Here is a 22,129-nt window from a genome sequence, read left to right as displayed (position 1 = left end):
AGTCGGGCGACGACAGCCACCATCGGACGCTCGCGACCGCCTACTCGACATTCGACTGACAGGCCGCAAGCCAAAGAAACGTATGCATCAAAAGATCACACTCGACGTCCGATATGACCAGCCGCAAGAGATGTGGGCCGCGGTATTGGACGCCTACGGAGCCATGCCGGGATGGATTGAATCAGACGATTTTCCGCATTGGTTCGGATCTGAAGGTGATGCGAAGTATGTGACGGCGTCCGTGGAGCCCAGTGGGATCGTTTTTGAGGGAGAAATGGAGAGCCGCGAATGGGAGCAATGGGTCGCTCAGCTTTGTGCTCAACTCTCGACTGCCCTGGGTCGCCCCGTTCGAGACGCAGAGGACTAACCAAGGGTCTTGATTAAAGTTGGGCAACGCCTGCAATGGTCGGTCGGCGACCATGATAGATGGGCCAGGAATCGCTAACCGGATTTGGATCACAATCTGATTCAAATCGGACTGCCACTTCAAACCGGAATATCCATGCCCGAGTTCTTGCTCTGCCGTGTTGAAGATACGTTTCTTGTGTCTGGGCGCGGCCTCATCATTGCTCCCGGCTTTCCCGCCTCCGCCTATCGATTCGATGCCAACCAGCAGGTTCGCGTTGTCCGACCAGACAGCGAGAACCTTGAATGCAGCGCTGTCTTCCAAATTCCATTCCAGACGCCACCAGCGAAAGTGCTCAGTTTCTTTTGCACGCTACCTGCAGCTACCAAGCAGAGTGTCCCGATTGGCAGTGAAATTTGGCTGCTGGGGAGGAACGAGAGCGATGTGAAACTGACTGCAGATGCCTGACGGCTGTGGATTCAACTGGTCATGATAGACAACAATAAACAAACTTTCGATGATGCCAAGATCGCCCGCCTCTGCCTCGCTTATATCGAGCGGGCCTCCATGAAGCAGGATATTTGGGCCCACACAATACTATCCAGAGTTGACCCTCGTATTCCCCACCAATATCAACTCGAACCCGGCGAATTGCCGATCGTGTCGTCCTATATTTCGTCAACGAGCTGGTCCATTTTGACGTCACGCATGGTGGCCGGGAAGTATTTAACCCAGACAATTAAGGTCGCAACAAGGGATATACAGTCTGTCGATTTCGGCGCCTTTAAGGAAGACTCGGTCGGAGTAATGATCCTGAGCACGGGTGACTCAGAGGAGATGAGGCTGCAGTATGAAGCCGGCGCTGCTTCAATGGCGGCCATCCACTATTTTCAATTTTGGCAGCGCAAGGTGCCATACCTACACCTCCTTATAGGTTAGGAGTGATTGAGACGATCCCGCCCGAGGCCAGATGTCTGCTTTGGAACGAACTGAACTTCGGCTTTGGAGCGTTTAGAGCCAGCCACAAGCGACATCGTCCCAGTCCCATCAACACTTCCACTTTGTAGATCGGCCGCTGCAACGCTGGCGCATGGAGTATTTGTGCCCTGGCGCCCTCAGCCCTCTCCCTATTGGTCTCAGCCCCTATCGCCACAGCTACCTACGCAGCCCATCAGCTGCCGGGCCTACCTTAACGTCCCCACCGCCCTGATCCCCAACGCCACCATGGATGGCACGTTGCTTGCTATAGCCTGCTTGGTGCATGAAATTTTAATTTCACATGCACCATATTAGTGAAATACCTATACCAAACTTCGATGAACTGCCCAACACTGGCGCAGCGATCCGAATCGAGCAAGTACGACTCTTCTCAAGGAGCTTTCAATGGCTGGTGGACCTGCACTTTCCTCTGCACCCGACTCTCCCAAGGTGGCCGAACTCGACCAGGCCCTGGACAAGATTGGGGTGACCCGCTCGCACCACACGATCATCTTTTTGATCCTGATTGGCTGCCTGTTTGACAGCTTTGAGCAGAACGCGGTCGGCATCATCGGGCCCATGCTCAAGGAGCAATGGGGGTTGACGGCGTCGGACATCGGCATGCTCAACTCGGTGACCTTTGCCTGCGCGGCGATTGGCCGCATTGTCTCGGGCTATATCGCAGACCGCTATGGCCGCCGCGTGATGCTGACGGTGGACCTGCTGCTGTTCACCATTGGTGCGGGCATCTGCGCGATGGCGCCCAATCTGGCGGTGATGGCGCTGGGCCGCGCGGTGGTGGGCTTTGGCCTGGGGGGTGAGATTGCGATTGCGGTCACCATGCTGTCGGAGTTCTGCTCGTCCAAGTTCCGGGGCACAGCAGTGGGCCTGGTGAATGTGGGCGCGGGCGGGCTGGGCAATTTTCTGGCACCGGCCTTTGGCCTCTTGGTGTTCTGGATCTTCCCTGGGGACAACGGCTGGCGCTGGCTCTTTGTCTGCCTGATGGTGCCGGCGCTGCTGGCTGCGTTCTACCGCCGCTATATCCCCGAGACACCGCGCTTTCTGCTGTCGCAAGGCCGCATTGCCGAGACCAATGCGGTGCTGACGCGCCTGGCATCGGGCAAGCTGGCGGGCGCCGCGCAAGCCGCCCACCCCTATATCAGCGATGACGGCGCCAGCACCACGGCGGCCAAGATCAAGGTGCGCATCACCGAGATTTTCCGGGGCGCGCTGGGCCGCCGCACCGTGCCGCTGTGCATCACCATTTGGATGACCTATGGCGCGCAGATTTCGGTGCTGACCTTGATGCCGACGATTCTGGTGGGCCTGGGCTACAGCATGTCCAAGAGCCTGCTGTTCACGATGGTGATGCAAAGCGGAAGCCTGTTGGGCGCGATTGCGGCCTCGGCGCTGGGCTTTCACTTTCCGCGCAAACGCGTGCTGACCGCCGGCGCCATCTGCGCCTGCTTGGCGGCGCTCACGATTGGCTTTGCCGCCAAGAGCATTGTGGTGCTGCTGATTGCTGGGGCTACCTTCCAGTTCTTTGTGCTGCTGCTCAACACTACTATCTGGATCTATGCGCCCGAGCTCTACCCCACCCGTGTGCGCGCCTTTGGCACCCCCTTCATCCTGGCCACCGGCACGGCCGCCGGTGCGCTGATGCCGCTGGTAGCAGGCCGTCTGTTTGATGGTTTTGGCCTGGGCGGCGTGTTTGGCCTGGCCGCTGCGATGTACCTGATTTTCATCATCAGCGTGCAATGTGTGCCCGAGACCTATGGCCGTTCCCCCGATGCCGAACCCCTGGCTGGCACACCTGCCACGGCCCAATCCTAGTTTTGCTGCATGCCCAAAATCCTGCTGATCAACCCCAATGCTTCCGAGGCCACCACCACGATGATGGCCGACATTGCCCAGCGCTCGGCACCCGCGCAGTGGCAGATTCTGCCCCGCACCGCCGGCAAGGGCCCCTCGATGATCGTCAACGCGACCGAGCTGGCACAAGCCGCGCTGGAGGTGGAAGACTGCTGGCGCGAGGCGCCCAGCGACTGCGCCGGTGTCATCATCAGCGCCTTTGGCGACCCGGGGCTGGAGCGGCTGCGGGCCTTGAGCGCCGTGCCCGTCGTCGGCATTGCCGAGGCCTCGATGCTGGAGGCCGCCAGCGGCGGGCGGCGCTTTGGCGTGGCCACCGTCACCCCCGATTTGGTGGAGCCGATTGCCGGGCGCGTGGCTGCCGTGGGTTTGACCCATCTCTACACCGGCATCCGCCTGACCGAGGGCGACCCGCGCGCCTTGGCCGGCGATGCCCAGGCCTTGGAAGAAGCACTGGCACGTGCGGTGCAGCGCTGTGTGGACGAGGATGGCGCGCAGGCCGTGATCATTGGCGGCGGCCCGCTGGGCCAGGCCGCCATTGCGCTGGCCGAGCGCCTGCATCTGCCGGTGATTGCGCCGATACCGGCGGCGGTGCGCCGGCTGGCGCAGCTGATGGGCTAAGCGAACAAACGATCAGCCGCAACACTGCGGTTTAGCCGGCCGTGCGCAGCTGCCAGAACGGCAGCACCTGCGGCCCGCACATCCCGTTCGCGATGCGCTGTGCCGTCGGCAGCGATCCCGTCAGCCCCAGGTGGCCATGGCCCACGGCCAGCCACAGGCCCTGGATTGCATCGATATGGCCAACCACCGGCACGGAGCCGGGCAGGCAGGGGCGGTGGCCCATCCAGTGCTGGGCATCCAGGCCGGCCAGGGCAGGGAAGGCCTCGCGCGCAATGCGCTCGATGCCCGCTGCGCGGCGCGGGTTGGGGGGCGCCGTCAGCCCGGCGATCTCGACCGTGCCGCCTACGCGCAGCCCGCCTTCCATCGGTGCGATAAACACCTTTTTGTCGGCCAGCACCATGGTGCGTTCCACCAGGTGCTGGGCACCGGCAAACTGGGCGTGGTAGCCGCGTTGCGATTCGATCGGCAGCAGCATGCCCAGCGGCTTGAGCAGTGCAGGCGCCCAGGCGCCAGCGGCCACGACGATATGCGGCCAGCGCTGCGCATCGAGCGCGGCATCGCCCGTACGCACGGCCCAGCCCTTGTCATCGGGGCGGATGGCCTTGACCTCGGCCTGCACCAGCTTGCCGCCGCGCTGCACAAAGGCATGCAGCATGCTTTGCACATAGCGCAGCGGGTTCAGGATGGTGCCGTGGTCGGCGAGATAACGGCCATGGGCATAGCCCTGGGGCGCATGGGGTTCGAGCGCCTCGATGCCTGCGCGGTCCAGTTCCTCGACCTGGTAGCCGTATTTGGCGCGCAGCTGCCAGCCGGTGGCATCCTTTTGCGCATAGTCGGCATCGGGGTAGAGGTGCAAATGGCCGCGCCGCATGAACAACTCAGACACGCCCAGGTTCTGCGCCAGCGCGGCATGTGCATCGACGGCGCCCTGGTAGAGGTCGTTGAGGCGCTCGGCCGCGGCAGCCACACGCTTGGGCTCGGCCGATTGCGCAAAGGCCACCAGCCAGGATGCTGCCTTGGGCAGGTGCTTCCAGCCAATCGACAGCGGGCCGTCCTGGTCCATCAGCATGCCGGGCACGGTCTTCAAGATGCCAGGCAGGGCCAGCGGCGCGACCGAGCCGGGACTGATCGCGCCGGAGTTGCCGTAGCTGCATTCCATGCCGGGCTCGCCCCGGTCGATCAAGGTGACGGCCACGCCATAGCTTTGCAGCGCCAGGGCCGTGGCCACGCCGACCACACCGGCGCCGACGACCACCACCTGCTTGGGTGCCTGCACCGGGGCGCCCTGCTTGTTCACTGTCTCTGTCATGTCATCCAATCTGCAAAACCGGCCCAGACCAAGGCGGCCTCGGGCGTGAATCGTGCCTGCGCCAGCTGCTGCTGGACCTCATCAGCCTGCCACAGCGCAAACTGCGCCACCTCGCCATCCTGGTTGCGGGGCACCTGGCCTTCGGGCACGGTGGCGGTATACCAGTGGATGTCTTCGTACATATAGCCCAGGTCGCCGCCGCCATCGCTGTCGGGCTGGCGAAAGCGCAGCACGCCGCCATGGCGCAGGTCCTGCAGATCGGCGATCTTGAGCCCGGCCTCTTCCCAGGTTTCGCGGGCCAGCGCTTGGTCCAAACTGTCCTGGGCCGAGACCATGCCGCCCATCAAGGTGTCCCAATGCAGCGGGTAGTTGGCCTTGTTGGCCGCGCGCTGCTGTACCCACAGGCGCCCATCGGGCGCGATGCCCACCAGGTGGACGGCCAAGGTGGCGATGCCCAGCACACGCACTGCGCCGCGCTCCACGGTGCCGATGCGGCTGCCATCGACCGCCTGCACGGCCAGCTGCTCATGGCGCCAGGGGCCGCTGCGGCCGGCATCGCGCAGCGCATCGGCCAGGCGGCCCATCAGCGCCGTCGCGTCTTGCGTGGGTGATTCGAGCAGCCACACCGCCGTGCCCGAGCGCTCGCGCTTGGACAGCAGGGCATCCCCGCCCAGGCGCCCGGCGATGCCTGTGTCGATCAAGAAATGCTCGACCAGGGAGCCGACCGCCTGGCCGTTGACCCAGAGCGGCAGCCGGGGCTTGCGCGGCGGCGACTGCATGGCCCTGCGCGCAGCAGCCAGCCAGGTGGGCGGCTCGGGCGCGAACAGCGGGGGAGAAACAGGGGACATGGGGCACTATCAAAATAAAAGCAGATGGATGTTAGTCCATCTGCGCCTGGGGGCCGCGAGCCCCCGCCCAAAACCCGATGCGGACATCGGCTACGGGAACATCAGGGAAGCAGGATGCTGCTGCCCGTGGTTTGGCGGGCCTCCAGCGCGCGGTGCGCGGCCTGCACTTCGGACAGCGCAAAGCGCTGCGCGATATGGATCTTGACCTGGCCCGAGCCGACAACGGCGAACAAATCATTGGCCATGGCTTGGCAGGCCTCGCGCGAGCGCAGATGGGTGAACAGCCCCTGGCGCGTGACATAGAGGCTCTTGGCCGCCAGGATGGCTGGCGCAAAAGGCGGCACCGGGCCGGAGGCATTGCCAAACGAGACCATCAGGCCAAAGGCGCGCAGGCATTGCAGCGAACCATCCCAGGTGTCCTTGCCGACGGAGTCATAGACGACCTTGACGCCCTTGCCGCCGGTGATGTCCTTGACGCGTTCGGCAAAGTTTTCCGTGCGGTAGTTGATCGCGACCTCGGCGCCGTTGGCCAGCGCCAGCTGGCATTTCTCTGCGGAGCCGGCGGTCGCAATCAGGCGCAGGCCCAGCGCCTTGGCCCATTGGCAGGCGATCAGCCCCACGCCGCCTGCCGCAGCGTGGAACAGCACAAAGTCGCCCGAATGCAGGCCTTCTGCCGGCTTGGCCTGGCGCAGCAGGTACTGGGCCGTCAGGCCCTTGAGCATCATCGCCGCGCCGGTTTCAAAATCAATGCTGTCGGGCAGCTGGCAGACATAGGTGGCAGGCATGACCCGCACTTCGCTGTAGCTGCCGGGCGGGTTGCTGGCATAGGCCACGCGGTCGCCCACCTGCAGGTGCTGCACGCCGTCGCCCACGGCCTCGACGACGCCGGCGCCCTCCATGCCCAGGTTCAAAGGCATCGGCAGGGTGTAGAGGCCCGTGCGCTGGTAGACATCGATAAAGTTGAGCCCGATCGCATGGTGGCGTATGCGCACCTCGCCGGGGCCGGGCGCGCCGACATCCACGTCGACCAGCTTCATCTCCTCGGGTCCGCCATTGCGCGCAATCTGTACTGCCAAAGACATGGGAATTCTCCTGTGTGAACTGAGATAGGTTCTGGGTAGGTGCTTGGTGCCGTCAGTCACCATGCTGCCACGCTTTCACACCCGCTGCTGTCACGGGGATGTACAGTCTCGCGATGCAACAAAAACTGACACCATCGACCATGGCGCTGCTGACCGCCGCCCCGCTGATGTGGGCGGGCAATGCCGTCGTGGGCCGGCTGGTGCACGAGCTAGTCTCCCCCATGCTGCTGAACTTTGTGCGCTGGCTGCTGGCCTTTGCGATCATGCTGCCGCTGGCCTACCCGCTGCTGCGCCGGGGCAGCCCGCTGTGGCCGCAGTGGAAGCGCTGGTCCATCATCGGCCTGCTGGGCATTGGCTGCTACAACGCCTTCCAGTACATGGCACTCAAGACCTCGGGGCCCATCAATGTGACCCTGGTGGCGTCCAGCATGCCGCTGTGGATGATGGCCTTTGGCGCGCTGTTCTTCCAGACCCGCATCACGCGCCCGCAGATGCTGGGCGCGCTGTTCTCGGTCAGTGGCGTGCTGCTGGTGTTAAGCCACGGCAGCTGGCAGCAGCTGACCCAGCTGCGCCTGGTGCCCGGCGATCTGTTCATGCTGCTGTCCACCGCCTGCTGGTCGCTCTACAGCTGGCTGCTGGTGCGTACCCCCGATCCGGCCGGCATCAAAAGCCAGTGGGCGCTGCTGCTGATGGCCCAGCTGGCCTTTGGCCTGCTCTGGTCCGGGCTGTTTGCCGCTGGCGAATGGGCCGTGGGCGCCAGCCAGCTGCAGATGAACAGCACCCTGCTCTGGGCCATTGCCTATATCGTCATTGGCCCGGCCCTGGTCGCCTACCGCTGCTGGGGCATGGGCGTGCAGCGCGTGGGCCCCACGGTGGCGGGCTTTTTTACCAACCTCACACCGCTGTTTGCCGCCGTGCTGTCAGCCGCCTTTTTGGGTGAGCCGCCCCGGCTCTACCATGCGGCGGCTTTTGTGCTGGTGGTCGCCGGGATTGTGATCTCGTCGCGCCGGGCCTGATGCGGGCCGGCCCAGGCGTTTACAACCTGCTACGGATAGAACGCGCGCTTCACACTGGCGCCCTTGCGCAAGCGCACAGTGCATCCCATATGCGGTGACACCACCACCTGCGAGGATGCCGAGATGAACGCGCAAGAACAGACCCTGATTGAGAACCTCTTCCAGCAACTGCGCCAGTTGGATTGCCAGCCCAAGGATGGCCAGGCAGAGGCCTGGGTACGCCAACAGGCCCAGCAAACCCCCGATGCGCTCTATTGGCTGACCCAGCGCGGCCTGCTGCTGGAGCAGGCGCTGCAACAGGCCCAGCAGCAAGAGGCGCAGTTGCAGGCACAACTGGTCGAGGCCCGGGCTGCTGCCGCTAAACCGGCTGGCGGCAGCGGCACCAGCTTTTTGGGTGCCGGGCTGGACACGCATTTTGGCCGCAGCCCGGATGCCAACCTGGCCAGCCGCAGCCCCGCTGGCTATGCCCCCAGTTATCCGCCCAACAGCGCTGCGCCCGCAGGCTATGGCGATACGCCAGCCCCGGCCAGCACGGGGCGCTGGTTTGGCGCGGCCCCGGCAGCAGCCAGCCAGGCTCCATCTCCCATGCCTGCACAACCCAGCGCTGGGTCGGCAGCGGGTGGCTTTTTGGGCCAGGCCGCTGCCTCTGCCGCCGGTGTGGCGGGTGGCATGCTGCTGTTCAATGGCCTGAGCCACCTCTGGAGCAACCCCGCGCAGGCGGCAACCAACCCCAGCCATGCGGCCAGCAGCAGCCCGGCTGCAGACAGCGCCAGCACGGCCAACACCAGTAGCAGCAGCGGCGACAACGCAGGCCTGGACCAGCTCGCCCAGCAAGCCGGGCGTGACCATGTGGACTCGGCCGCCAACCGCTGGATGCCCGATTCGGACAGCAGCAACACCAGCAGTAGCGGCGACAGCCAGGACGTCGCCGGCTATGACAGCGGCGACGATGGCTTTGATTTCTTTGACGACGACCAGGCCTGATAGCCGGCCAGAACGTCAGACGTAAAAAAAACCGCCCGGGCAGCTGCTCGGGCGGTTTTGCTTTGGGTGCGGGCGCTTAGAACGTACCGGCGTAGGAGCCGCCGTCCGGCAGGATGTTCTGGCCGGTGATATAGGCCGCCTGCTGGCTGCACAGAAACGCGCAGATCGCACCAAACTCATCGGCAGTGCCGTAGCGGCCGGCAGGAATCTGCTTTTGCTGTGCCTCGCGGATATCGGCTTCACTCTTGCCGGTCTTGCTGGCGGTGGCCGAGATCGTGGCGGCAATGCGGTCGGTGTCGAACTTGCCTGGCAGGATGTTGTTGATGGTCACGCCCTTGCCGGCAATGGGGCTGCGTGCGACGCCGGCGACAAAGCCGGTCAGGCCGCTGCGCGCGCCGTTGGACAGGCCCAGGATATCGATGGGGGCCTTGACGGAGCTGGAGGTGATGTTGACGATGCGGCCAAAACCGCGCTCGGCCATGCCATCGATCAAGGTCTGGATCAGCACAATGGGGGTGAGCATGTTGGCGTCCAGTGCCTTGATCCAGGCCTCACGGTCCCAGTCGCGGAAATCACCGGGTGGCGGGCCGCCGGCGTTGTTCACCAGAATGTCAAAGCGCTGGCCCGGGCCGCCTTGGGCATTCAGCACCGCAGCACGACCGGCTTCGGTGGTGATGTCTGCGGCCACGGCGATCACCTGGGGTGCCACGCGGCCGGGTGCGGCTGCCGCCCACATCGCGGCCATCACCTTGAGCTGGCGCGCGGTGTCCTTCAGCGCCTCTTCGCCACGGGCGTTGATTACCACGTTGACGCCCTCATTGACCAGCGCCTGCGCGCAACCACGGCCCAGGCCCTTGCTGGCCGCGCAGACCAGTGCCCATTTGTTGGCAATTCCAAAATCCATATTCAAATCTCCTTGTGGGTATCGATGCTATGTCACAAATGGCAGTTGCGCTCGGGCGCCTGGACATGCCCTTTATTGTCTTTTGGCCTGGTGGGTGAACACATAGATGCCGGTCAGCACCAAGGCCGTGCCGCCCACCATCACCGGCGTCAGCGGCTCGCCCAGCAGCCACACGCCCATCAGGATGGTCGACAGCGGGCCGATCATGCCGGTCTGGGCGACGGTGGCGGCGCCCAGGCGCTCAACGGCCAGCATCACCAGCAATACCGGCACGGCGGTGCACAGGGTGGCATTGAGGACGGACAGCCAGATGACGGCCGCATCCACCTGCGCGGCCTGCAGCGGCCGGGTCAGCAAGAACTGGGCAATGCAGAACAGGCAGGCAAAGCTGGTGGCCAGGCCCACCAGGCGCAAGGCGCCCAGGCGTTTCACATACTGTGCGCTGTAGACCAGGTAGATGGCATAGCTCACGGCGCTCAGGAACACCAGGGTGGCGCCCCAGCCCACCTGCTGGCCGGCGCCGTGGGTGTAGAGCTCCATGCCAAACACCAGCATCACGCCGGCATAGCTGATGGTCAGGCCCAGCAGCTGGCGGCCGCTGGCCACCTTGCGGTAGAGCAGCCAGCCCAGCGCCAGCACCAAGGTGGGGTTGAGGTAGAGGATGAGCCGCTCCAGGCCCGCGCTGATATAGCTCAGCCCGGCAAAATCGAGGTAGCTGGAGAGGTAGTAGCCGCAAAAGCCCAGCGCGATGACGGCCAGCCAGTCGCGCAGCGACAGCGCCGGTTTGCCCCGCCCGGCCCACCAGGCCATGATGACAAACAGCGGCAGCGCAAACAGCATGCGGTACATGATCAAGGTGATCGCGTCGACCCCATGGCGGTAGGCCAGCTTGACGATGATGGCCTTGCCGCTGAAGGCGATGGCGCCCACCACGGCGCAGACCATGCCGGCGCGGCGCACACTGGGCGTGAGCACCGCAGCCGGTGCAACAGAAACAGACAAGATAACTCTCCAACAATCAGTGCTGGTGCGCCGACCCATGGAACAAGCGATGGTGCATGCGGCGAATCGACCACCAGACGCCCAAGCCTATCACCGGGATGGCCAGCGCCGCCGTCGTTTCTGGCGACAGTGGCCACCCCCATTTCTGCAGGCCCTTGGCCAGGTAGCTGATCAGGCCGGTGAAGTAGTAGGTGATGGCCGCCACCGACAGACCTTCGACCGTGGACTGCATCTTGAGCTGCAGGCCCTGGCGCTCGTTCATCGCCTTGAGCACCGCCTGGCGGCCCTGCTTTTGGCTGATGTCGACCCGCGTCTGCAGCAGGTTGCTCAGGCGCGATACGCGCTGGGACAGGGCTTCGAGCCGCTGGTGCGCGGACACACAGGTGTTGCGCGCGGGGGTCAGGCGCCGGTCCATAAAGTCGCCAATGGTCTGGTAGCTGCCCAGGCGCGTCTCCTGGATATCACCCACGCGCTGCTGCACCAGTGCAAAGTAGGCGCTGCTGGCCGAGAAGCGCGAATGGTGGGCGGCGTACTGGCTCTCGACCTGCGCGGCCAGGCGCGTGAGCTGGTCGAGCAACTGCGGCTCGCTGGCCGCTCCCGCGCTGCGGATGGCTGATGACAGCTCGGCCAGTTCGGACTCGGTGCTGGCGAGCTTTTCCATGGTCTCGCGCGCCGCAGGCAGGCCCAGCAAGGCGGCCATGCGGTAGGTCTCGATCTCCAGCAGGCGCTGCACCAGGCGCCCATTGCGCGCGGCTGACAGGCCCTGGTTGAGCACAAAAAGGCGCGATGCGCCATCCGAATGGATGGAAAAATCGGTGTAGATCTGCGCCTTCTGGTCGGAGGCCTTGGAGGCGACGAGCTTGTCCTCGTACAGCCAGCGCTGCTCAACCTTTTTCTCCAGCGCGGGCGATGCGGGCAGCACCCAGGCGTGCATCGCCAGCAGGCAGCGGCCCGGCAGGCCGGCCAGCCATTGGGCGGGCACCAGGTCGCTGGCAGACGGCAGCTCGGCCTCGTCCAGCGCCTCGGGGCGGATGGGCACCATCCAGGTCCAGGAGACAAACTCGGTGTGCAGCTCCCAGCGCAGGCGGCCATTGCCCAGGTCCAGGCGCAGGTGGTTGGCCTCGGCATCGGGCACGGGCAGCTGCAGATCGCGCAGCAGCTGGTGCAGCCACTGGCGGCTGGCCGCGCGCTCGGCGGCATCGGCCCACATCACCGTGCAGAACACCGCGGTGTTGTCGGGCAGGGCTTCAGGGGGGCGGGAATGGACTTCGTTGTGCAGCGCACGGCGCAGGTCGTGCTGCTGCAGCAGAGGCAGGTTTTTCATGAAAGACAAAAAGCGGCAAACACCAGACGGCAAGCCGTCGAACTGCTGCAATTGTCGTGCCAAGCCAATACTTGTGCAGGCGCCCGATAAAAGCGGTGCACCCGCCCCTGGGTGGGATTAGCGCGTTACTGCGGCACCTCAAAGCTCAGGGTCGCGGTGTGGCGCACCTCGTCGTACTGCTTATCGCCCAGCTTCACGCTGCCGTTGTTGACCCGGGCCGTGACCTCCAGCACATAGAGGCCGGGGAAGGACGGCGTAAAGCTCACGGTGCCATCCTTGGCGGGGGCCAGCACGCGGCGCCAGCCTTCGCTGGTGTCCACATTGACCTGGCTGGCCGCCACGGGCCGGCCCTTGAACATCAGCTGGTAGGTGTTGCCCTGGGGCGTGGTGGGCACCAGTTCCAGGTCATTGACGGCCTTGGTTTCCTGGCGGCCAAAGCGGGCCTGGTAGTAGGTCAGCACGCCATCGCTGCCCGCGCGCGTCGCGGCAAAGCGCTGGTCGGCCGGGGCACCCTCTTCCTTGGCCAGGACATAAGGATCGGCCGATGCGGGCACGCTCTTGCCTTCGGCCACCACCTGGCGCGGCTCGCTCAGTTCGCCAAGCGCCCCTGGCGCCTTGTGCAGCTCACCCACTTGGGCGCGCGTCTGGCCGTTCTCGGTCTGCAGCCACAGGTAATCGGCATGGGCTGGCAGCACGGCACCGATGCTGGCCGACACGGCCAAGGCCGCCGCAAGCAGCGGGCGACACAGGGTGGATGGTTGGTTGTTCTTGGACATAGCTCCTCCTCTTGGGCTGAATGGCTGGCTGGCGGGTTCCCTGCCGCATGCGCGGGGCATGGGCAGGCAATGGCTGGCTCTGGTTGGCAATCGCCTGGGGCGCTGGTTGCAGGCCCCCGGGGCAAGCTGTGGTAGGTGCCCTGCATGGCACGCCCACCCGCTTGCGGATCGCAACGCGCAGCCTAACGCAGTTTGCGTGGTGCAAAACCCGAACCCTGCCGTTTTTTGGACAAGTGCGGGCTCTGCCACGGCGCGTTGGCAGTTGAGCGGCCGATTACAGCTTGGGCGTGTACTTCAGGGTCAGCATGGCATTGCGCGGATCGCCATAGGTGCCGCCGGTGTAGCCGACAAAGCCCGGCAGGATGTAGTGCTTGTCAAACAGGTTGTTCACGTTGAGGGCGACGCTCACCTCAGGCGTGGCCTGGTAGGCCAGGCGCAGGCTGGTGATGGTGTTGCCCGCAACCTTGAAGGAGCGGTCATAGCTCAAGGTATGGCTTTGCGCCACGACGCCAGCGCCCACACTCAGCCGGTTCCAATCGCCCGGCAGCTGGTAGGACAGCCAGGCGCGCAGCATGTGCTTGGGCGTCCAGGTGCTAAAGACCTGGCCCTGGTTGGTCGGGTCGTTCAGGAACTTGCTGGTGTTGAAGGTGTAGCCCACCATGGCCTGCAGGTTGCGCGCCACTTCGCCGCTCACTTCGGCCTCCACGCCCTGGCTGCGCACCTTGCCGGCCGAGGTCGAGCAGTACCAGCCGTCGCAGGCATAGCCGGAGGCCAGGTCGTTGACCGCCCGGTTCTTGTGGTCGTAGCGGAACAGCGCCAGCGATGTATTGAGCTTGCCGTTCATCAGCTCGCCCTTGATGCCCAGCTCATAGTTGCTCCCGGTGATCGGGTCGAGCACCTTGCCGTCCACCGTGCGCTCGGACTGGGGCTCGAACACGCTGGTGTAGCTGCCGTACAGCGACCATTCGGGCGTGAGCGCATACACCAGGCCGGCATAGGGGGTGATCTCGCCCGATGTCGTGGTGACCTGGCGCTCACCGCTGAGCGCGCTGGTGTAGAGCGAGTCATACCAGCTGGTGCGAGCGCCCACAATCGCGGTGAGCGGCTCGGTCAGCCGCGTGCGCAGGCTGCCGTAGATGCCTTTTTGCCGCACATCGTAGGCCGACTTCCATTGCCGGCCACCGGCGGCCAGCAGGCTGTCCAGGGTCGGCTCGGGGCGGTGGTGGTCGATGTCAAAGAGATTCGCGCCCGCCGTGAAGGTGCGGGCATAGACATCGTTGGAGCGGTACTTGGAATAGTTGGCACCCAAGGTCACATCGTTGCGGAAACCAGCGAGGTCAAAGCGGCCGTTGATAAAGGCATCGAAGGCCACTTTTTTCAGGTCGAAGTCGGTGTACCAGTTGTCATAGGTTACGCCACTGCCATCGGGCTCGACCTTACCGGTCATGCGCTGGTGCAAAGAGGCGTTCTGCTCGCTCACATGCAGCGCCGACACCTTCAGCTTCCAGTCGTTGTTGATGCGGTGGTTCAGGTCGGCATAGACCGTCGTTTGCTTGACGTTGGAGCGGTTCCAGTCGGAGCCGGTGAAGGTCGAGCGCGGCAGGTCGGTCATGCTGCCATCGGCATACAGCGGCAGGCCCATGATGAAGGGGCGGCCCTTGCTGTCGAGCTGGCTGACGCCAAAGCCTACCGTGGTGTCGGGGCTGATGTCGTAATCCAAGGCGGCGTAGAGCGAGCGTGTGCGCTCATTCACATAGTCGACAAAGGAGTGGCCGCGTGACTCGTCCACCACCAGGCGGCCGCGCAAGCTGCCCTCGTCATTGAGCGGGCCACCGGCGTCGAGCTGCAGGCCATAGCGGTCCCAGGATCCGGCGCGGGCGGTGACGCTGACGGTCTTCTCGCGCTGGCCACGCTTGCGCACCAGGTTGACGGCGCCGCCTGGGCTGCCGGTGCCCTGCAGCAGGCCCGAGGCACCACGCAGCACTTCCAGCCGGTCATAAAAGACCATGCCCTCGGTGCTCCAGTTGCCCAGCGAGTAGTGGTTGCGCGGAATGGCCACACCGTCGTACTGCCAGGCATCGATCTGGAAACCGCGCGCGGACAGCACCATGCCCTGGCCCACCCCTTGCACGCCCATGGTGCCGGTGACCTTATTCATCGCATCGCGCAAGTCGGTGATGCCCTGCTCATCGAGCTGCTTGCGCGTGACCACGCTGATGGACTGCGGAATGGCCTTGAGCGCCTGGTCACCCTTGTTGAGGCTGACGGCCGAGGCCGCCAGCGAGCCTGAGCCTTCGCTCGTGGCATTGCGCTCGCCTTGCGCGGTCACCGTCACCGTGGGCAAGGTGCTGGTGTCGGCGGCCGAGGGCGTCGCCTTGATGACCAGGGCCTCACCCTGGCGCAGCGCCATCAGGCCGCTGCCGGCCAAAAGACGGTCAGCCGCTTGCTGCGGGGTGAGCGTGCCGGAGACGGCGGGCGCCGTCTTGCCCTCGACCAGCGCCGGGGCAAAGCCGATGGACACGCCCGTGGCTGCGGACAAGGCCTGCAGCGCCGAGCCCAGTGGCTGGGCCGCAATCGACAGGCTGCTGGCCTGGTGGGCAGGCGTGGCAGCCTGGGCATGTGCCGCCAGCGGCATGGCCAGCACCAGGGCGGCGGCCAGCGCCAAAGGTGCAGGGTGGAAGCGGGCCATTTTGGCAACCGATGCACCAGTGGAGCGGGAGGGAGAGCGGGGGGACAAACGGGGTTTGGACATGGTCAGGCAATGCAGTAAATAAATCTCATTACCTTCTATGACGCACCGCAGGCGCAGAACTGCACCCCGCTTTTTGCATTTTTTGGAATTATTTTTTTTCGGACTTCGCGACGATTTCGGCGCGGCCCTCGGTGCCCGGCACCAGGCGCACCGGCAGCACCAGGGTCAGCATATGGGCAAACTCGGCTGGCCTGGCCGTCGCGTAGCTGCCACCAAGGGGCAGCGCGGCGACCGCAGGGTCGCGCACCATGAGGCCGGTGGGGCCGTAGCGTTCCATCTCCTGCAAGGCCTGGGCCAGCGGGGTGTTGTCAAAGCGCAGCAGGCCCTTGCGCCACAGGCCCACGCTGTCGGGGGCCACACTGCCCACGGGGGCCAGCAGGCCATTGGCCGCCACCTGGGTGGTTTGGCCAGCCGTCAGCAGCAGCGCAGTGGCGGGGCTTTGTGCCGCTGCCACGCGCACCCGGCCTTCTTGCACCTCTACCCGCACCTGGCCGGCGTCCACGCCATCTTGGCGGTAGCGCACCGCAAAGCGCGTGCCCACTACGCGGACGCGGGCCGGGCCGGCCTGCACCTCAAAAGGCTTGCTGGCATCGGGGGCCACGATGAACATCGCCTGGCCATGCGCCAGCTGCACCTCGCGCCGGTTGCGGTAGAGGCGCACCTGCGCATCGGTATCGGCATCGAGCTCCAAGGTAGAACCATCGGGCAGCTGCAGGCTTTGGTGCTGGCCGCGCTGGACGACATAGTGCGCGCTGTAAACCGGCTGCATCCACTGCTGCCAGCCCAGGCCCAGCGCCACCAGCAGCACGGCGCACAGCGCCAGGCCACGCGTGCCGGGCCGCAGCGCCTGCAGCCAGGGCCAAGTGCGGCCTGGCGTTGGCGGGGCGGCTGCAGGTCTCGACGGTGCAGCAGCGGCTGCGGGCTGGCTCGCCGCTGGGCTGGCGCGCCACTGGGCCACCACTTCTGCGGGCAGCGCGCGCAAGCGGGCAACACCTGCATCGATCCGGGCAAAGGCCTCGGTATGGTCGGGGTTGGCGTGCAGCCATTGCGCCAGCTCCGCCTGCTCAGCCGCGCCCAGGCCCTGCTCCTGGCGCGTATGCCACTGCGCGGCCTGCAGCGCCACGGCATCCTGCTCGCCCCAGAAGGCTTGCAGCGCGCGCTGCTCCGCCGCCTCGTCAAAAGGCGGGGCAGAAGCGTGGGAGGGCGAGGTGGAAAATCGGCTCATCTCAAAGCTATAGACGCATGGGCGCGGAAAAACTGCATGTCGGCCCCGCGCTGGATGGGATCAATCACCATGGTCCAGCTCCTCTTTGCGGGCCGCGCAGGCGATCTTGCCACGGCTGATGTACTGGTTGACCATGCTGATCGAGACGCCCATGCGCTCGGCGATCTGCTGGTTGGACAGCTCGTCGAACAAATACATGCAAAAGGCCTCGCGGCAGCGGGGCGGCAGGGCCTCGATGGTGGCCAGATAGGCCTGCACCGTTTGCAACGAGGCATAGGCCGCCTCGGGCTGCAGCCGCTGGGGGCTGGCCGGTTGCTGGGCCTCATCGAGCGCATCGATGTCCTCGTGCTGGCGCAGCTGGGCGCGCCGGTCCAGGTCGATCTTGGCGTTCAATGCCACCTGCTTGAGCAAGGCGGCTGGCTGGTCGATCACCTTGCCGGCGCGCTGCATGCCCAGCACGCGCGCATAGCTCTCCTGCGCCAGGTCGGCCGCGGTGTCGCGGTCTCTGACCTTGCGCAGGCAGAAGTTCAGCAGTTCTCGGTAATAGCGCTCAAGCACAAATGGGCATCGCCCCATGGAAAGCCAAGGTCGCCATCGGTGGTCCGGCTTTCGCCCCTCAGATGGGAATAACTCTCATTATCACCGATAAGCCGTAGCGCTCTTGGGCCGCAGAAATAGAAAAAGGCATCCGAAGATGCCTTTTCATGTTGCAGCCAGGCTGCGGGCGATCAGTCTTCTTCGACGAAGGCCTCTTCGCGCCTCTTGCTCACCGCTGGCAAGCAGACCACCACCAGCAGAATGGCAGCTGCAATCAGCAGACCGGCAGAGATCGGACGGGTGACAAACACCGACCAGTCGCCCCGCGAGAGCAGCAGGGCACGGCGCAGGTTTTCTTCCATCATCGGGCCCAGGATGAAGCCCAGCAGCAAGGGAGCAGGTTCGGTACCGAGCTTGTGGAACACATAGCCCACGAAGCCGAAGATACCCACCATCCACACGTCCCAGCTGTTGTTGTTGGTGCCGTACACACCGACAGCGCAGAACAGCACGATCGATGGGAACAACCAGCGGTATGGCACGGTCAGCAGCTTGATCCAGACGCCGATCAGCGGCAGGTTCAGGATGATCAGCATCAGGTTACCGATCCACATCGAGGCGATCAGACCCCAGAACAGTTCCGGGTTGCTGGTCATCACCTGGGGACCAGGCTGGATGTTGTGGATGGTCATCGCACCCACCATCAGTGCCATCACGGCGTTGGGTGGAATACCCAGAGTCAGCAGCGGAATGAACGAGGTCTGCGAGCCGGCGTTGTTGGCCGATTCTGGCGCACACACGCCACGGATATTGCCTTGGCCGAAAGGAACTTCACCAGGACGCAGCTTGGTCTTCTTCTCGATCGTGTAGGCCGCGAAAGCCGACAGCATCGCACCGCCACCAGGCAAGATACCCAGGGCCGAACCCAGCGCCGTGCCACGCAGCATCGCGGGGAACATCAGCTTGAAGTCTTCCTTGGTGGGCATCAGGCCAGTCACCTTGGCAGCAAACACTTCGCGCTCATCGTCAGGCTTGGACAGGTTGGCGATAATTTCACCGTAGCCGAACACACCCATGGCGATCACGACGAAGTCGATACCGTCGGTCAGCTCAGGAATGTCGAAGGAGTAACGGGCCACGCCGGAGTTCACGTCGGTACCCACCAGGCCCAGCAGCAGACCCAGCACAATCATGCCCACGGCCTTGAGCAGCGAGCCCGAAGCCAGCACCACGGCGCCAATCAGGCCCAGGGTCATCAGCGAGAAGTACTCGGCAGGGCCGAACATGAAGGCCACTTCGGTCAGCGGAGGCGCGAAGGCAGCCAGAATCACGGTACCCACGCAGCCGGCGAAGAACGAGCCAATGCCCGCTGCCGCCAGTGCCGGACCAGCGCGTCCCTTGCGGGCCATCTGGTAGCCGTCAATCACGGTCACGACGGACGAAGACTCTCCCGGGAGATTCACCAAGATCGCCGTGGTGGAGCCGCCGTACTGGGCGCCGTAGTAAATACCGGCCAGCATGATCAGCGCAGCCACGGGTGGCAGTGCGTAGGTGGCAGGCAGCAGCATCGCGATGGTGGCCACCGGGCCAATACCAGGCAACACGCCAATCAGGGTACCCAACAGACAGCCGACAAAGCAGTAAATCAGGTTTTGAAAGGTAAAGGCAACACCGAAACCGGTGGCCAGGTTGTCAAACAATTCCATGGTCCTGGCCCCTTTTAACCGGTAATAAAGCTAGGCCACACGGGGAACTGAAGGTTCAGTGCCCACACGAAAGCGACGTAACTGCCAATGGCCAGGATGGTGGCCAGAATGAAGACCGACTTGGCGCGGAATTCTGACCCTGCCAGGCTGGCGATGAAGACCAGCGCGTAGATGGCGACGATCAGGCCCATGGCGGGGATGCCGATGGTGGGCACGCCCACGAGCAAGATGCCGAAGGCAAAGTTGGCCAGCAAGATGAAGAACACCTGCTTCCATGCCCATTTGCCGATCGGGTCTCCGTCAGCGGGGCCGGCCGTGAGGCCCTTGAAGGCCACGGCCGCACCGATCAGCGTCAGCAGGACACCGAGAATCAACGGGAAGTACCCCGGACCCATGCGAGCACCTGTACCAATCGAGTAGTTCTGGGCGCCGACGGCGAACCCAATACCCACTGCCATGTACATGATGCCCGCCCAGAAGTCTTTCTGGCTTTTGAGCTTCATTACCTTTGTCTCCAAACAATTTTAGGGATGCAGCGCATTGTCAACGCTGACGGGCAGCTGACGCATGTGGATTCCACTTACGATTCCACACAGGAAAACCCCTAGGCTGACACCAGGGTGCACAGCGCCGAAACCCTAGCTGGGCGCGGGTTTGCGCAGCATGGCCCGCGCCTCCAGCGCGCGCAGTGGCAAGGGTAAGTCCCCGCCGGCGCAACGCCGCCCTGCCCGCTGGTGGTGGGCGCTACGGCTGGTTTTTTAGCGGTCGCCCATCTCGATGGGGGGGGTGTTGGCCATCACCTCTTCGATGGTGGTCAGGCCCTCGGACACACGCAAGGCGCCGGCCAGGCGCAGCGGGTGCATGCCGTCCTTCACCGCCTGGCGGCGCAGCACCGACATCGACGGCGAGGCATGCACCTGGTCCTTGAGCGCTTCGGACACGGTGAGCAGCTCGTACAGGCCCATGCGGCCGCGAAAGCCGGTGTCGCGGCACTCTTCGCAGCCCACCGGTTTGTAGGGGCGGTAGTCGCGCTTGATCTTCCAGGGCTGGATGGCGGCGGTCAGCGCATCGGTCGATGCCGCCTCGTCGGGCTGCTTGCAGCGCGGGCACAGCGTGCGTACCAGGCGCTGGGCCAGCACGCCCAGCAAGGTGGCATTGATCAGGTACGGCGGCACGCCCAGCTCCATCAAGCGGCTGATGGCGCTGGGGGCATCGTTGGTGTGCAGGGTCGAGAACACCAGGTGGCCGGTCAGCGCAGACTGCACCGCCATCTCGGCAGTTTCCAGATCGCGGATTTCGCCGACCATGATGATGTCCGGGTCTTGCCGCATCAGCGCGCGCAGGCCTTCGACAAAGCTGAAATCGAGCGCCGGCTGCACCTGGGTCTGGTTGAAGGCCGGCTCGATCATTTCAATCGGGTCCTCCACGGTCGAGACATTGACCTCTTCGGTGGCCAGGCGCTTCAAGGTGGAATACAAGGTGGTGGTCTTGCCCGAGCCGGTGGGGCCGGTGACCAAAATGATGCCGTGCGGGCGCTCGACCAGCTTTTCCCAGCGCTGCGCATCATGGGCGGTAAAGCCCAGCGCCGACAGGTCCTTGACGGTGTTTTCCGGGTCAAAGATCCGCATCACCATCTTCTCGCCAAAGGCGGTGGGCAAGGTGGACAGACGCATTTCCACCTCGTCGCCCAAGGTGTTGCGGGTCTTGATGCGGCCATCCTGCGGGCGGCGCTTTTCCACCACGTCGATGCGGCCCAGCAGCTTGACGCGCGAGACGATGGCGTTGTGCACGCCCAGCGGCATCTGGTAGACCTTGTGCAGCACGCCGTCAATGCGAAAACGGATCACCGACTGGTCGCGGCGCGGCTCCAGGTGGATATCGCTGGCGCGCTGCGCAAACGCAAACTGCCACAGCCAGTCCACCAGGCGGATGATGCCCTGGTCATTGGCATCGAACTGCTGGTTGGTATTGCTGAGGTCAACCAGCTGCTCGAAGTTGCCCAGAGAGCTCAGCGAACCGCCCAGCTTGCTGGCGGCCTTGACCGACTTGGCCAGCGCAAAGAATTCGCTGCGGTAGCGGTCGATGTCCTTGGGGTTGGCCAGCACCCGGCGCACCTTGCGCCGCGCCTGGCGCTCGACCTCGCTGACCCACTCGTCGATCCAGGGCTCCTTGACCGCAATCACCACCTCCTGGGCCGTCACCTGCACCGGCAAAATGCCGTGGCGCTGCGCATAGGGCGCGCCCATGGTTTCGGCCACCTTGGCGGCATCGACCTTGAGCGGGTCGATCTTGTAATAAGGCAGGCCGCAGTGCTTGGCGACAAACTCGGTGAGCAGCTCCACATCGAGCGCCTTGCCATCGAGCTGGCGCGGCACCACCACGCTGGCCAGGCGCACGATCGGGTGCTGGCTGCTGGACGCATGGCTGCAGCGGTCGATGGTGGCCTGGGCCAGCTCGGGGCTGATCCAGCCATCGGTCTGCAGCCAGTTGATGATCTGGGTCAGGTCCAGGGCGCGCTGCATCAGCGCAGGCAGGCCGCTGCGCGCTGGCGGCGCCGAGGCCGGGCCCAACCCGCTGGGTGTGGACGGGACCGACGCAGGGCCGCTGGACTTGGCAGGCGCGGGACCGTCGTCCACCCGGCCAGGCACAAAGACCGCCGAGCGCCGGATCGGCGCCGCAGCGCCGGACGAGCCACTGGACGAGCGGCTCTTGACGGCGGTATCGCCGGGCAAGGCATCGCCCCGGCTTTTGTGGTGTTTGCTTGGCTGATCAGGCGCTGCCATGGTGTATCCCTCGGTATTTTTTTGTCTTCTGGCTTTATACCTGATCGCTTCATGGATGCCAGGTAAA

Annotated in this window: 20 protein-coding genes; 7 read left to right on the top strand and 13 right to left on the bottom strand. The window is 64.6% G+C overall.

All coding sequences use genetic code 11. The annotated features are described in order from the left end of the window. Positions 1-82: 82 nt before the first annotated feature. The 5 genes from WH303_RS18695 (at position 83) to WH303_RS18675 (ending at position 3,814) form a co-directional block, all read left to right on the top strand. Entirely contained in the window at positions 83-367 is a 285-nt protein-coding gene (locus WH303_RS18695) for a hypothetical protein (RefSeq protein WP_339520296.1), read from the top strand. A gap of 135 nt (positions 368-502) precedes the next feature. Next, positions 503-814, top strand: coding sequence for a hypothetical protein (locus tag WH303_RS18690; RefSeq protein WP_021027196.1), 312 nt, complete (start codon positions 503-505; stop codon positions 812-814). 21 nt (positions 815-835) lie between these two features. After that, complete coding sequence (locus WH303_RS18685; RefSeq protein ID WP_021027197.1) at positions 836-1,285, top strand: hypothetical protein; 450 nt, start codon at positions 836-838, stop codon at positions 1,283-1,285. Between the two features lie 444 nt (positions 1,286-1,729). Continuing rightward, the gene (locus WH303_RS18680) at positions 1,730-3,157 is read left to right on the top strand and encodes an MFS transporter (protein ID WP_339520294.1); all 1,428 of its coding nucleotides are present in this window, start codon (positions 1,730-1,732) and stop codon (positions 3,155-3,157) included. Between the two features lie 9 nt (positions 3,158-3,166). Next, positions 3,167-3,814, top strand: a complete 648-nt coding sequence (locus WH303_RS18675) for an aspartate/glutamate racemase family protein (RefSeq protein WP_339520292.1) — start codon at positions 3,167-3,169, stop codon at positions 3,812-3,814. A gap of 31 nt (positions 3,815-3,845) precedes the next feature. Here WH303_RS18675 and WH303_RS18670 read toward each other — a convergent pair whose 3' ends face one another. From WH303_RS18670 to WH303_RS18660, 3 genes are all read right to left on the bottom strand, one after another. Next, positions 3,846-5,123 (bottom strand): NAD(P)/FAD-dependent oxidoreductase, encoded by a 1,278-nt coding sequence (locus WH303_RS18670; RefSeq protein WP_339520291.1) that lies wholly within the window; start codon positions 5,121-5,123, stop codon positions 3,846-3,848. After that, entirely contained in the window at positions 5,120-5,971 is an 852-nt protein-coding gene (locus tag WH303_RS18665) for an NUDIX hydrolase (RefSeq protein ID WP_339520290.1), read from the bottom strand. The genes WH303_RS18670 and WH303_RS18665 overlap by 4 nt, the downstream gene beginning before the upstream one ends. A 101-nt stretch (positions 5,972-6,072) precedes the next feature. After that, positions 6,073-7,053 (bottom strand): quinone oxidoreductase family protein, encoded by a 981-nt coding sequence (locus WH303_RS18660; protein ID WP_021027201.1) that lies wholly within the window; start codon positions 7,051-7,053, stop codon positions 6,073-6,075. Between the two features lie 113 nt (positions 7,054-7,166). Here WH303_RS18660 and WH303_RS18655 point away from each other — a divergent pair, with 113 nt between their 5' ends. Continuing rightward, positions 7,167-8,069: a DMT family transporter gene (locus WH303_RS18655; protein WP_312990384.1), complete on the top strand. Its 903-nt coding sequence runs from the start codon at positions 7,167-7,169 to the stop codon at positions 8,067-8,069. 123 nt (positions 8,070-8,192) lie between these two features. Further along, positions 8,193-9,053 (top strand): DUF2076 family protein, encoded by an 861-nt coding sequence (locus WH303_RS18650; protein ID WP_339520287.1) that lies wholly within the window; start codon positions 8,193-8,195, stop codon positions 9,051-9,053. A 76-nt stretch (positions 9,054-9,129) separates the two neighbouring features. Here the strand turns inward: WH303_RS18650 and WH303_RS18645 are convergent, their stop codons facing one another. The 10 genes from WH303_RS18645 to WH303_RS18600 form a co-directional block, all read right to left on the bottom strand. Beyond that, on the bottom strand, positions 9,130-9,957 hold the full coding sequence (locus tag WH303_RS18645; RefSeq protein WP_312989645.1) for an SDR family oxidoreductase: 828 nt from the start codon (positions 9,955-9,957) through the stop codon (positions 9,130-9,132). Positions 9,958-10,029: 72 nt separating this feature from the next. Then, positions 10,030-10,902, bottom strand: a complete 873-nt coding sequence (locus WH303_RS18640; protein ID WP_339520372.1) for a DMT family transporter — start codon at positions 10,900-10,902, stop codon at positions 10,030-10,032. Positions 10,903-10,975: 73 nt separating this feature from the next. Continuing rightward, the gene (locus tag WH303_RS18635) at positions 10,976-12,283 is read right to left on the bottom strand and encodes a DUF3422 family protein (RefSeq protein ID WP_339520286.1); all 1,308 of its coding nucleotides are present in this window, start codon (positions 12,281-12,283) and stop codon (positions 10,976-10,978) included. A gap of 125 nt (positions 12,284-12,408) precedes the next feature. Continuing rightward, positions 12,409-13,059, bottom strand: coding sequence for a hypothetical protein (locus WH303_RS18630; RefSeq protein WP_339520285.1), 651 nt, complete (start codon positions 13,057-13,059; stop codon positions 12,409-12,411). A gap of 274 nt (positions 13,060-13,333) precedes the next feature. Then, complete coding sequence (locus WH303_RS18625; protein WP_339520283.1) at positions 13,334-15,748, bottom strand: TonB-dependent siderophore receptor; 2,415 nt, start codon at positions 15,746-15,748, stop codon at positions 13,334-13,336. Between the two features lie 151 nt (positions 15,749-15,899). Beyond that, on the bottom strand, positions 15,900-17,036 hold the full coding sequence (locus tag WH303_RS18620) for a FecR family protein (RefSeq protein ID WP_339520281.1): 1,137 nt from the start codon (positions 17,034-17,036) through the stop codon (positions 15,900-15,902). Between the two features lie 60 nt (positions 17,037-17,096). Next, positions 17,097-17,594, bottom strand: coding sequence for a sigma-70 family RNA polymerase sigma factor (locus tag WH303_RS18615; protein ID WP_339520280.1), 498 nt, complete (start codon positions 17,592-17,594; stop codon positions 17,097-17,099). 170 nt (positions 17,595-17,764) lie between these two features. Continuing rightward, positions 17,765-19,279 carry a tripartite tricarboxylate transporter permease gene (locus tag WH303_RS18610; RefSeq protein ID WP_021026886.1) on the bottom strand — a complete coding sequence of 505 codons (1,515 nt, stop codon included), beginning with the start codon at positions 19,277-19,279 and terminating at the stop codon, positions 17,765-17,767. 14 nt (positions 19,280-19,293) lie between these two features. After that, positions 19,294-19,782, bottom strand: a complete 489-nt coding sequence (locus WH303_RS18605) for a tripartite tricarboxylate transporter TctB family protein (RefSeq protein WP_339520278.1) — start codon at positions 19,780-19,782, stop codon at positions 19,294-19,296. A gap of 255 nt (positions 19,783-20,037) precedes the next feature. Then, on the bottom strand, positions 20,038-21,801 hold the full coding sequence (locus tag WH303_RS18600; RefSeq protein ID WP_052329965.1) for a GspE/PulE family protein: 1,764 nt from the start codon (positions 21,799-21,801) through the stop codon (positions 20,038-20,040). Positions 21,802-22,129 lie beyond the last annotated feature (328 nt).

Origin of the sequence: Comamonas sp. MYb69, from assembly GCF_037479315.1 — a bacterium.
Taxonomy (GTDB): Bacteria; Pseudomonadota; Gammaproteobacteria; order Burkholderiales; family Burkholderiaceae_C; genus Comamonas.
This window is presented reverse-complemented; position numbering and strand designations above follow the sequence as displayed.

Bases quoted from the DNA above. Each gene is read 5' to 3' on its own strand.
- WH303_RS18630 (WP_339520285.1), bottom strand. From the start codon at position 13,059: ATGTCCAAGAACAACCAACCATCCACCCTGTGTCGCCCGCTGCTTGCG.
- WH303_RS18680 (WP_339520294.1), top strand. From the start codon at position 1,730: ATGGCTGGTGGACCTGCACTTTCCTCTGCACCCGACTCTCCCAAGGTG.
- WH303_RS18660 (WP_021027201.1), bottom strand. From the start codon at position 7,053: ATGTCTTTGGCAGTACAGATTGCGCGCAATGGCGGACCCGAGGAGATG.
- WH303_RS18665 (WP_339520290.1), bottom strand. From the start codon at position 5,971: ATGTCCCCTGTTTCTCCCCCGCTGTTCGCGCCCGAGCCGCCCACCTGG.
- WH303_RS18610 (WP_021026886.1), bottom strand. From the start codon at position 19,279: ATGGAATTGTTTGACAACCTGGCCACCGGTTTCGGTGTTGCCTTTACC.
- WH303_RS18600 (WP_052329965.1), bottom strand. From the start codon at position 21,801: ATGCAGCGCGCCCTGGACCTGACCCAGATCATCAACTGGCTGCAGACC.
- WH303_RS18675 (WP_339520292.1), top strand. From the start codon at position 3,167: ATGCCCAAAATCCTGCTGATCAACCCCAATGCTTCCGAGGCCACCACC.
- WH303_RS18670 (WP_339520291.1), bottom strand. From the start codon at position 5,123: ATGACAGAGACAGTGAACAAGCAGGGCGCCCCGGTGCAGGCACCCAAG.
- WH303_RS18605 (WP_339520278.1), bottom strand. From the start codon at position 19,782: ATGAAGCTCAAAAGCCAGAAAGACTTCTGGGCGGGCATCATGTACATG.
- WH303_RS18685 (WP_021027197.1), top strand. From the start codon at position 836: ATGATAGACAACAATAAACAAACTTTCGATGATGCCAAGATCGCCCGC.
- WH303_RS18635 (WP_339520286.1), bottom strand. From the start codon at position 12,283: ATGAAAAACCTGCCTCTGCTGCAGCAGCACGACCTGCGCCGTGCGCTG.
- WH303_RS18690 (WP_021027196.1), top strand. From the start codon at position 503: ATGCCCGAGTTCTTGCTCTGCCGTGTTGAAGATACGTTTCTTGTGTCT.
- WH303_RS18645 (WP_312989645.1), bottom strand. From the start codon at position 9,957: ATGGATTTTGGAATTGCCAACAAATGGGCACTGGTCTGCGCGGCCAGC.
- WH303_RS18655 (WP_312990384.1), top strand. From the start codon at position 7,167: ATGCAACAAAAACTGACACCATCGACCATGGCGCTGCTGACCGCCGCC.
- WH303_RS18650 (WP_339520287.1), top strand. From the start codon at position 8,193: ATGAACGCGCAAGAACAGACCCTGATTGAGAACCTCTTCCAGCAACTG.
- WH303_RS18625 (WP_339520283.1), bottom strand. From the start codon at position 15,748: ATGGCCCGCTTCCACCCTGCACCTTTGGCGCTGGCCGCCGCCCTGGTG.
- WH303_RS18695 (WP_339520296.1), top strand. From the start codon at position 83: ATGCATCAAAAGATCACACTCGACGTCCGATATGACCAGCCGCAAGAG.
- WH303_RS18620 (WP_339520281.1), bottom strand. From the start codon at position 17,036: ATGAGCCGATTTTCCACCTCGCCCTCCCACGCTTCTGCCCCGCCTTTT.
- WH303_RS18640 (WP_339520372.1), bottom strand. From the start codon at position 10,902: ATGGTCTGCGCCGTGGTGGGCGCCATCGCCTTCAGCGGCAAGGCCATC.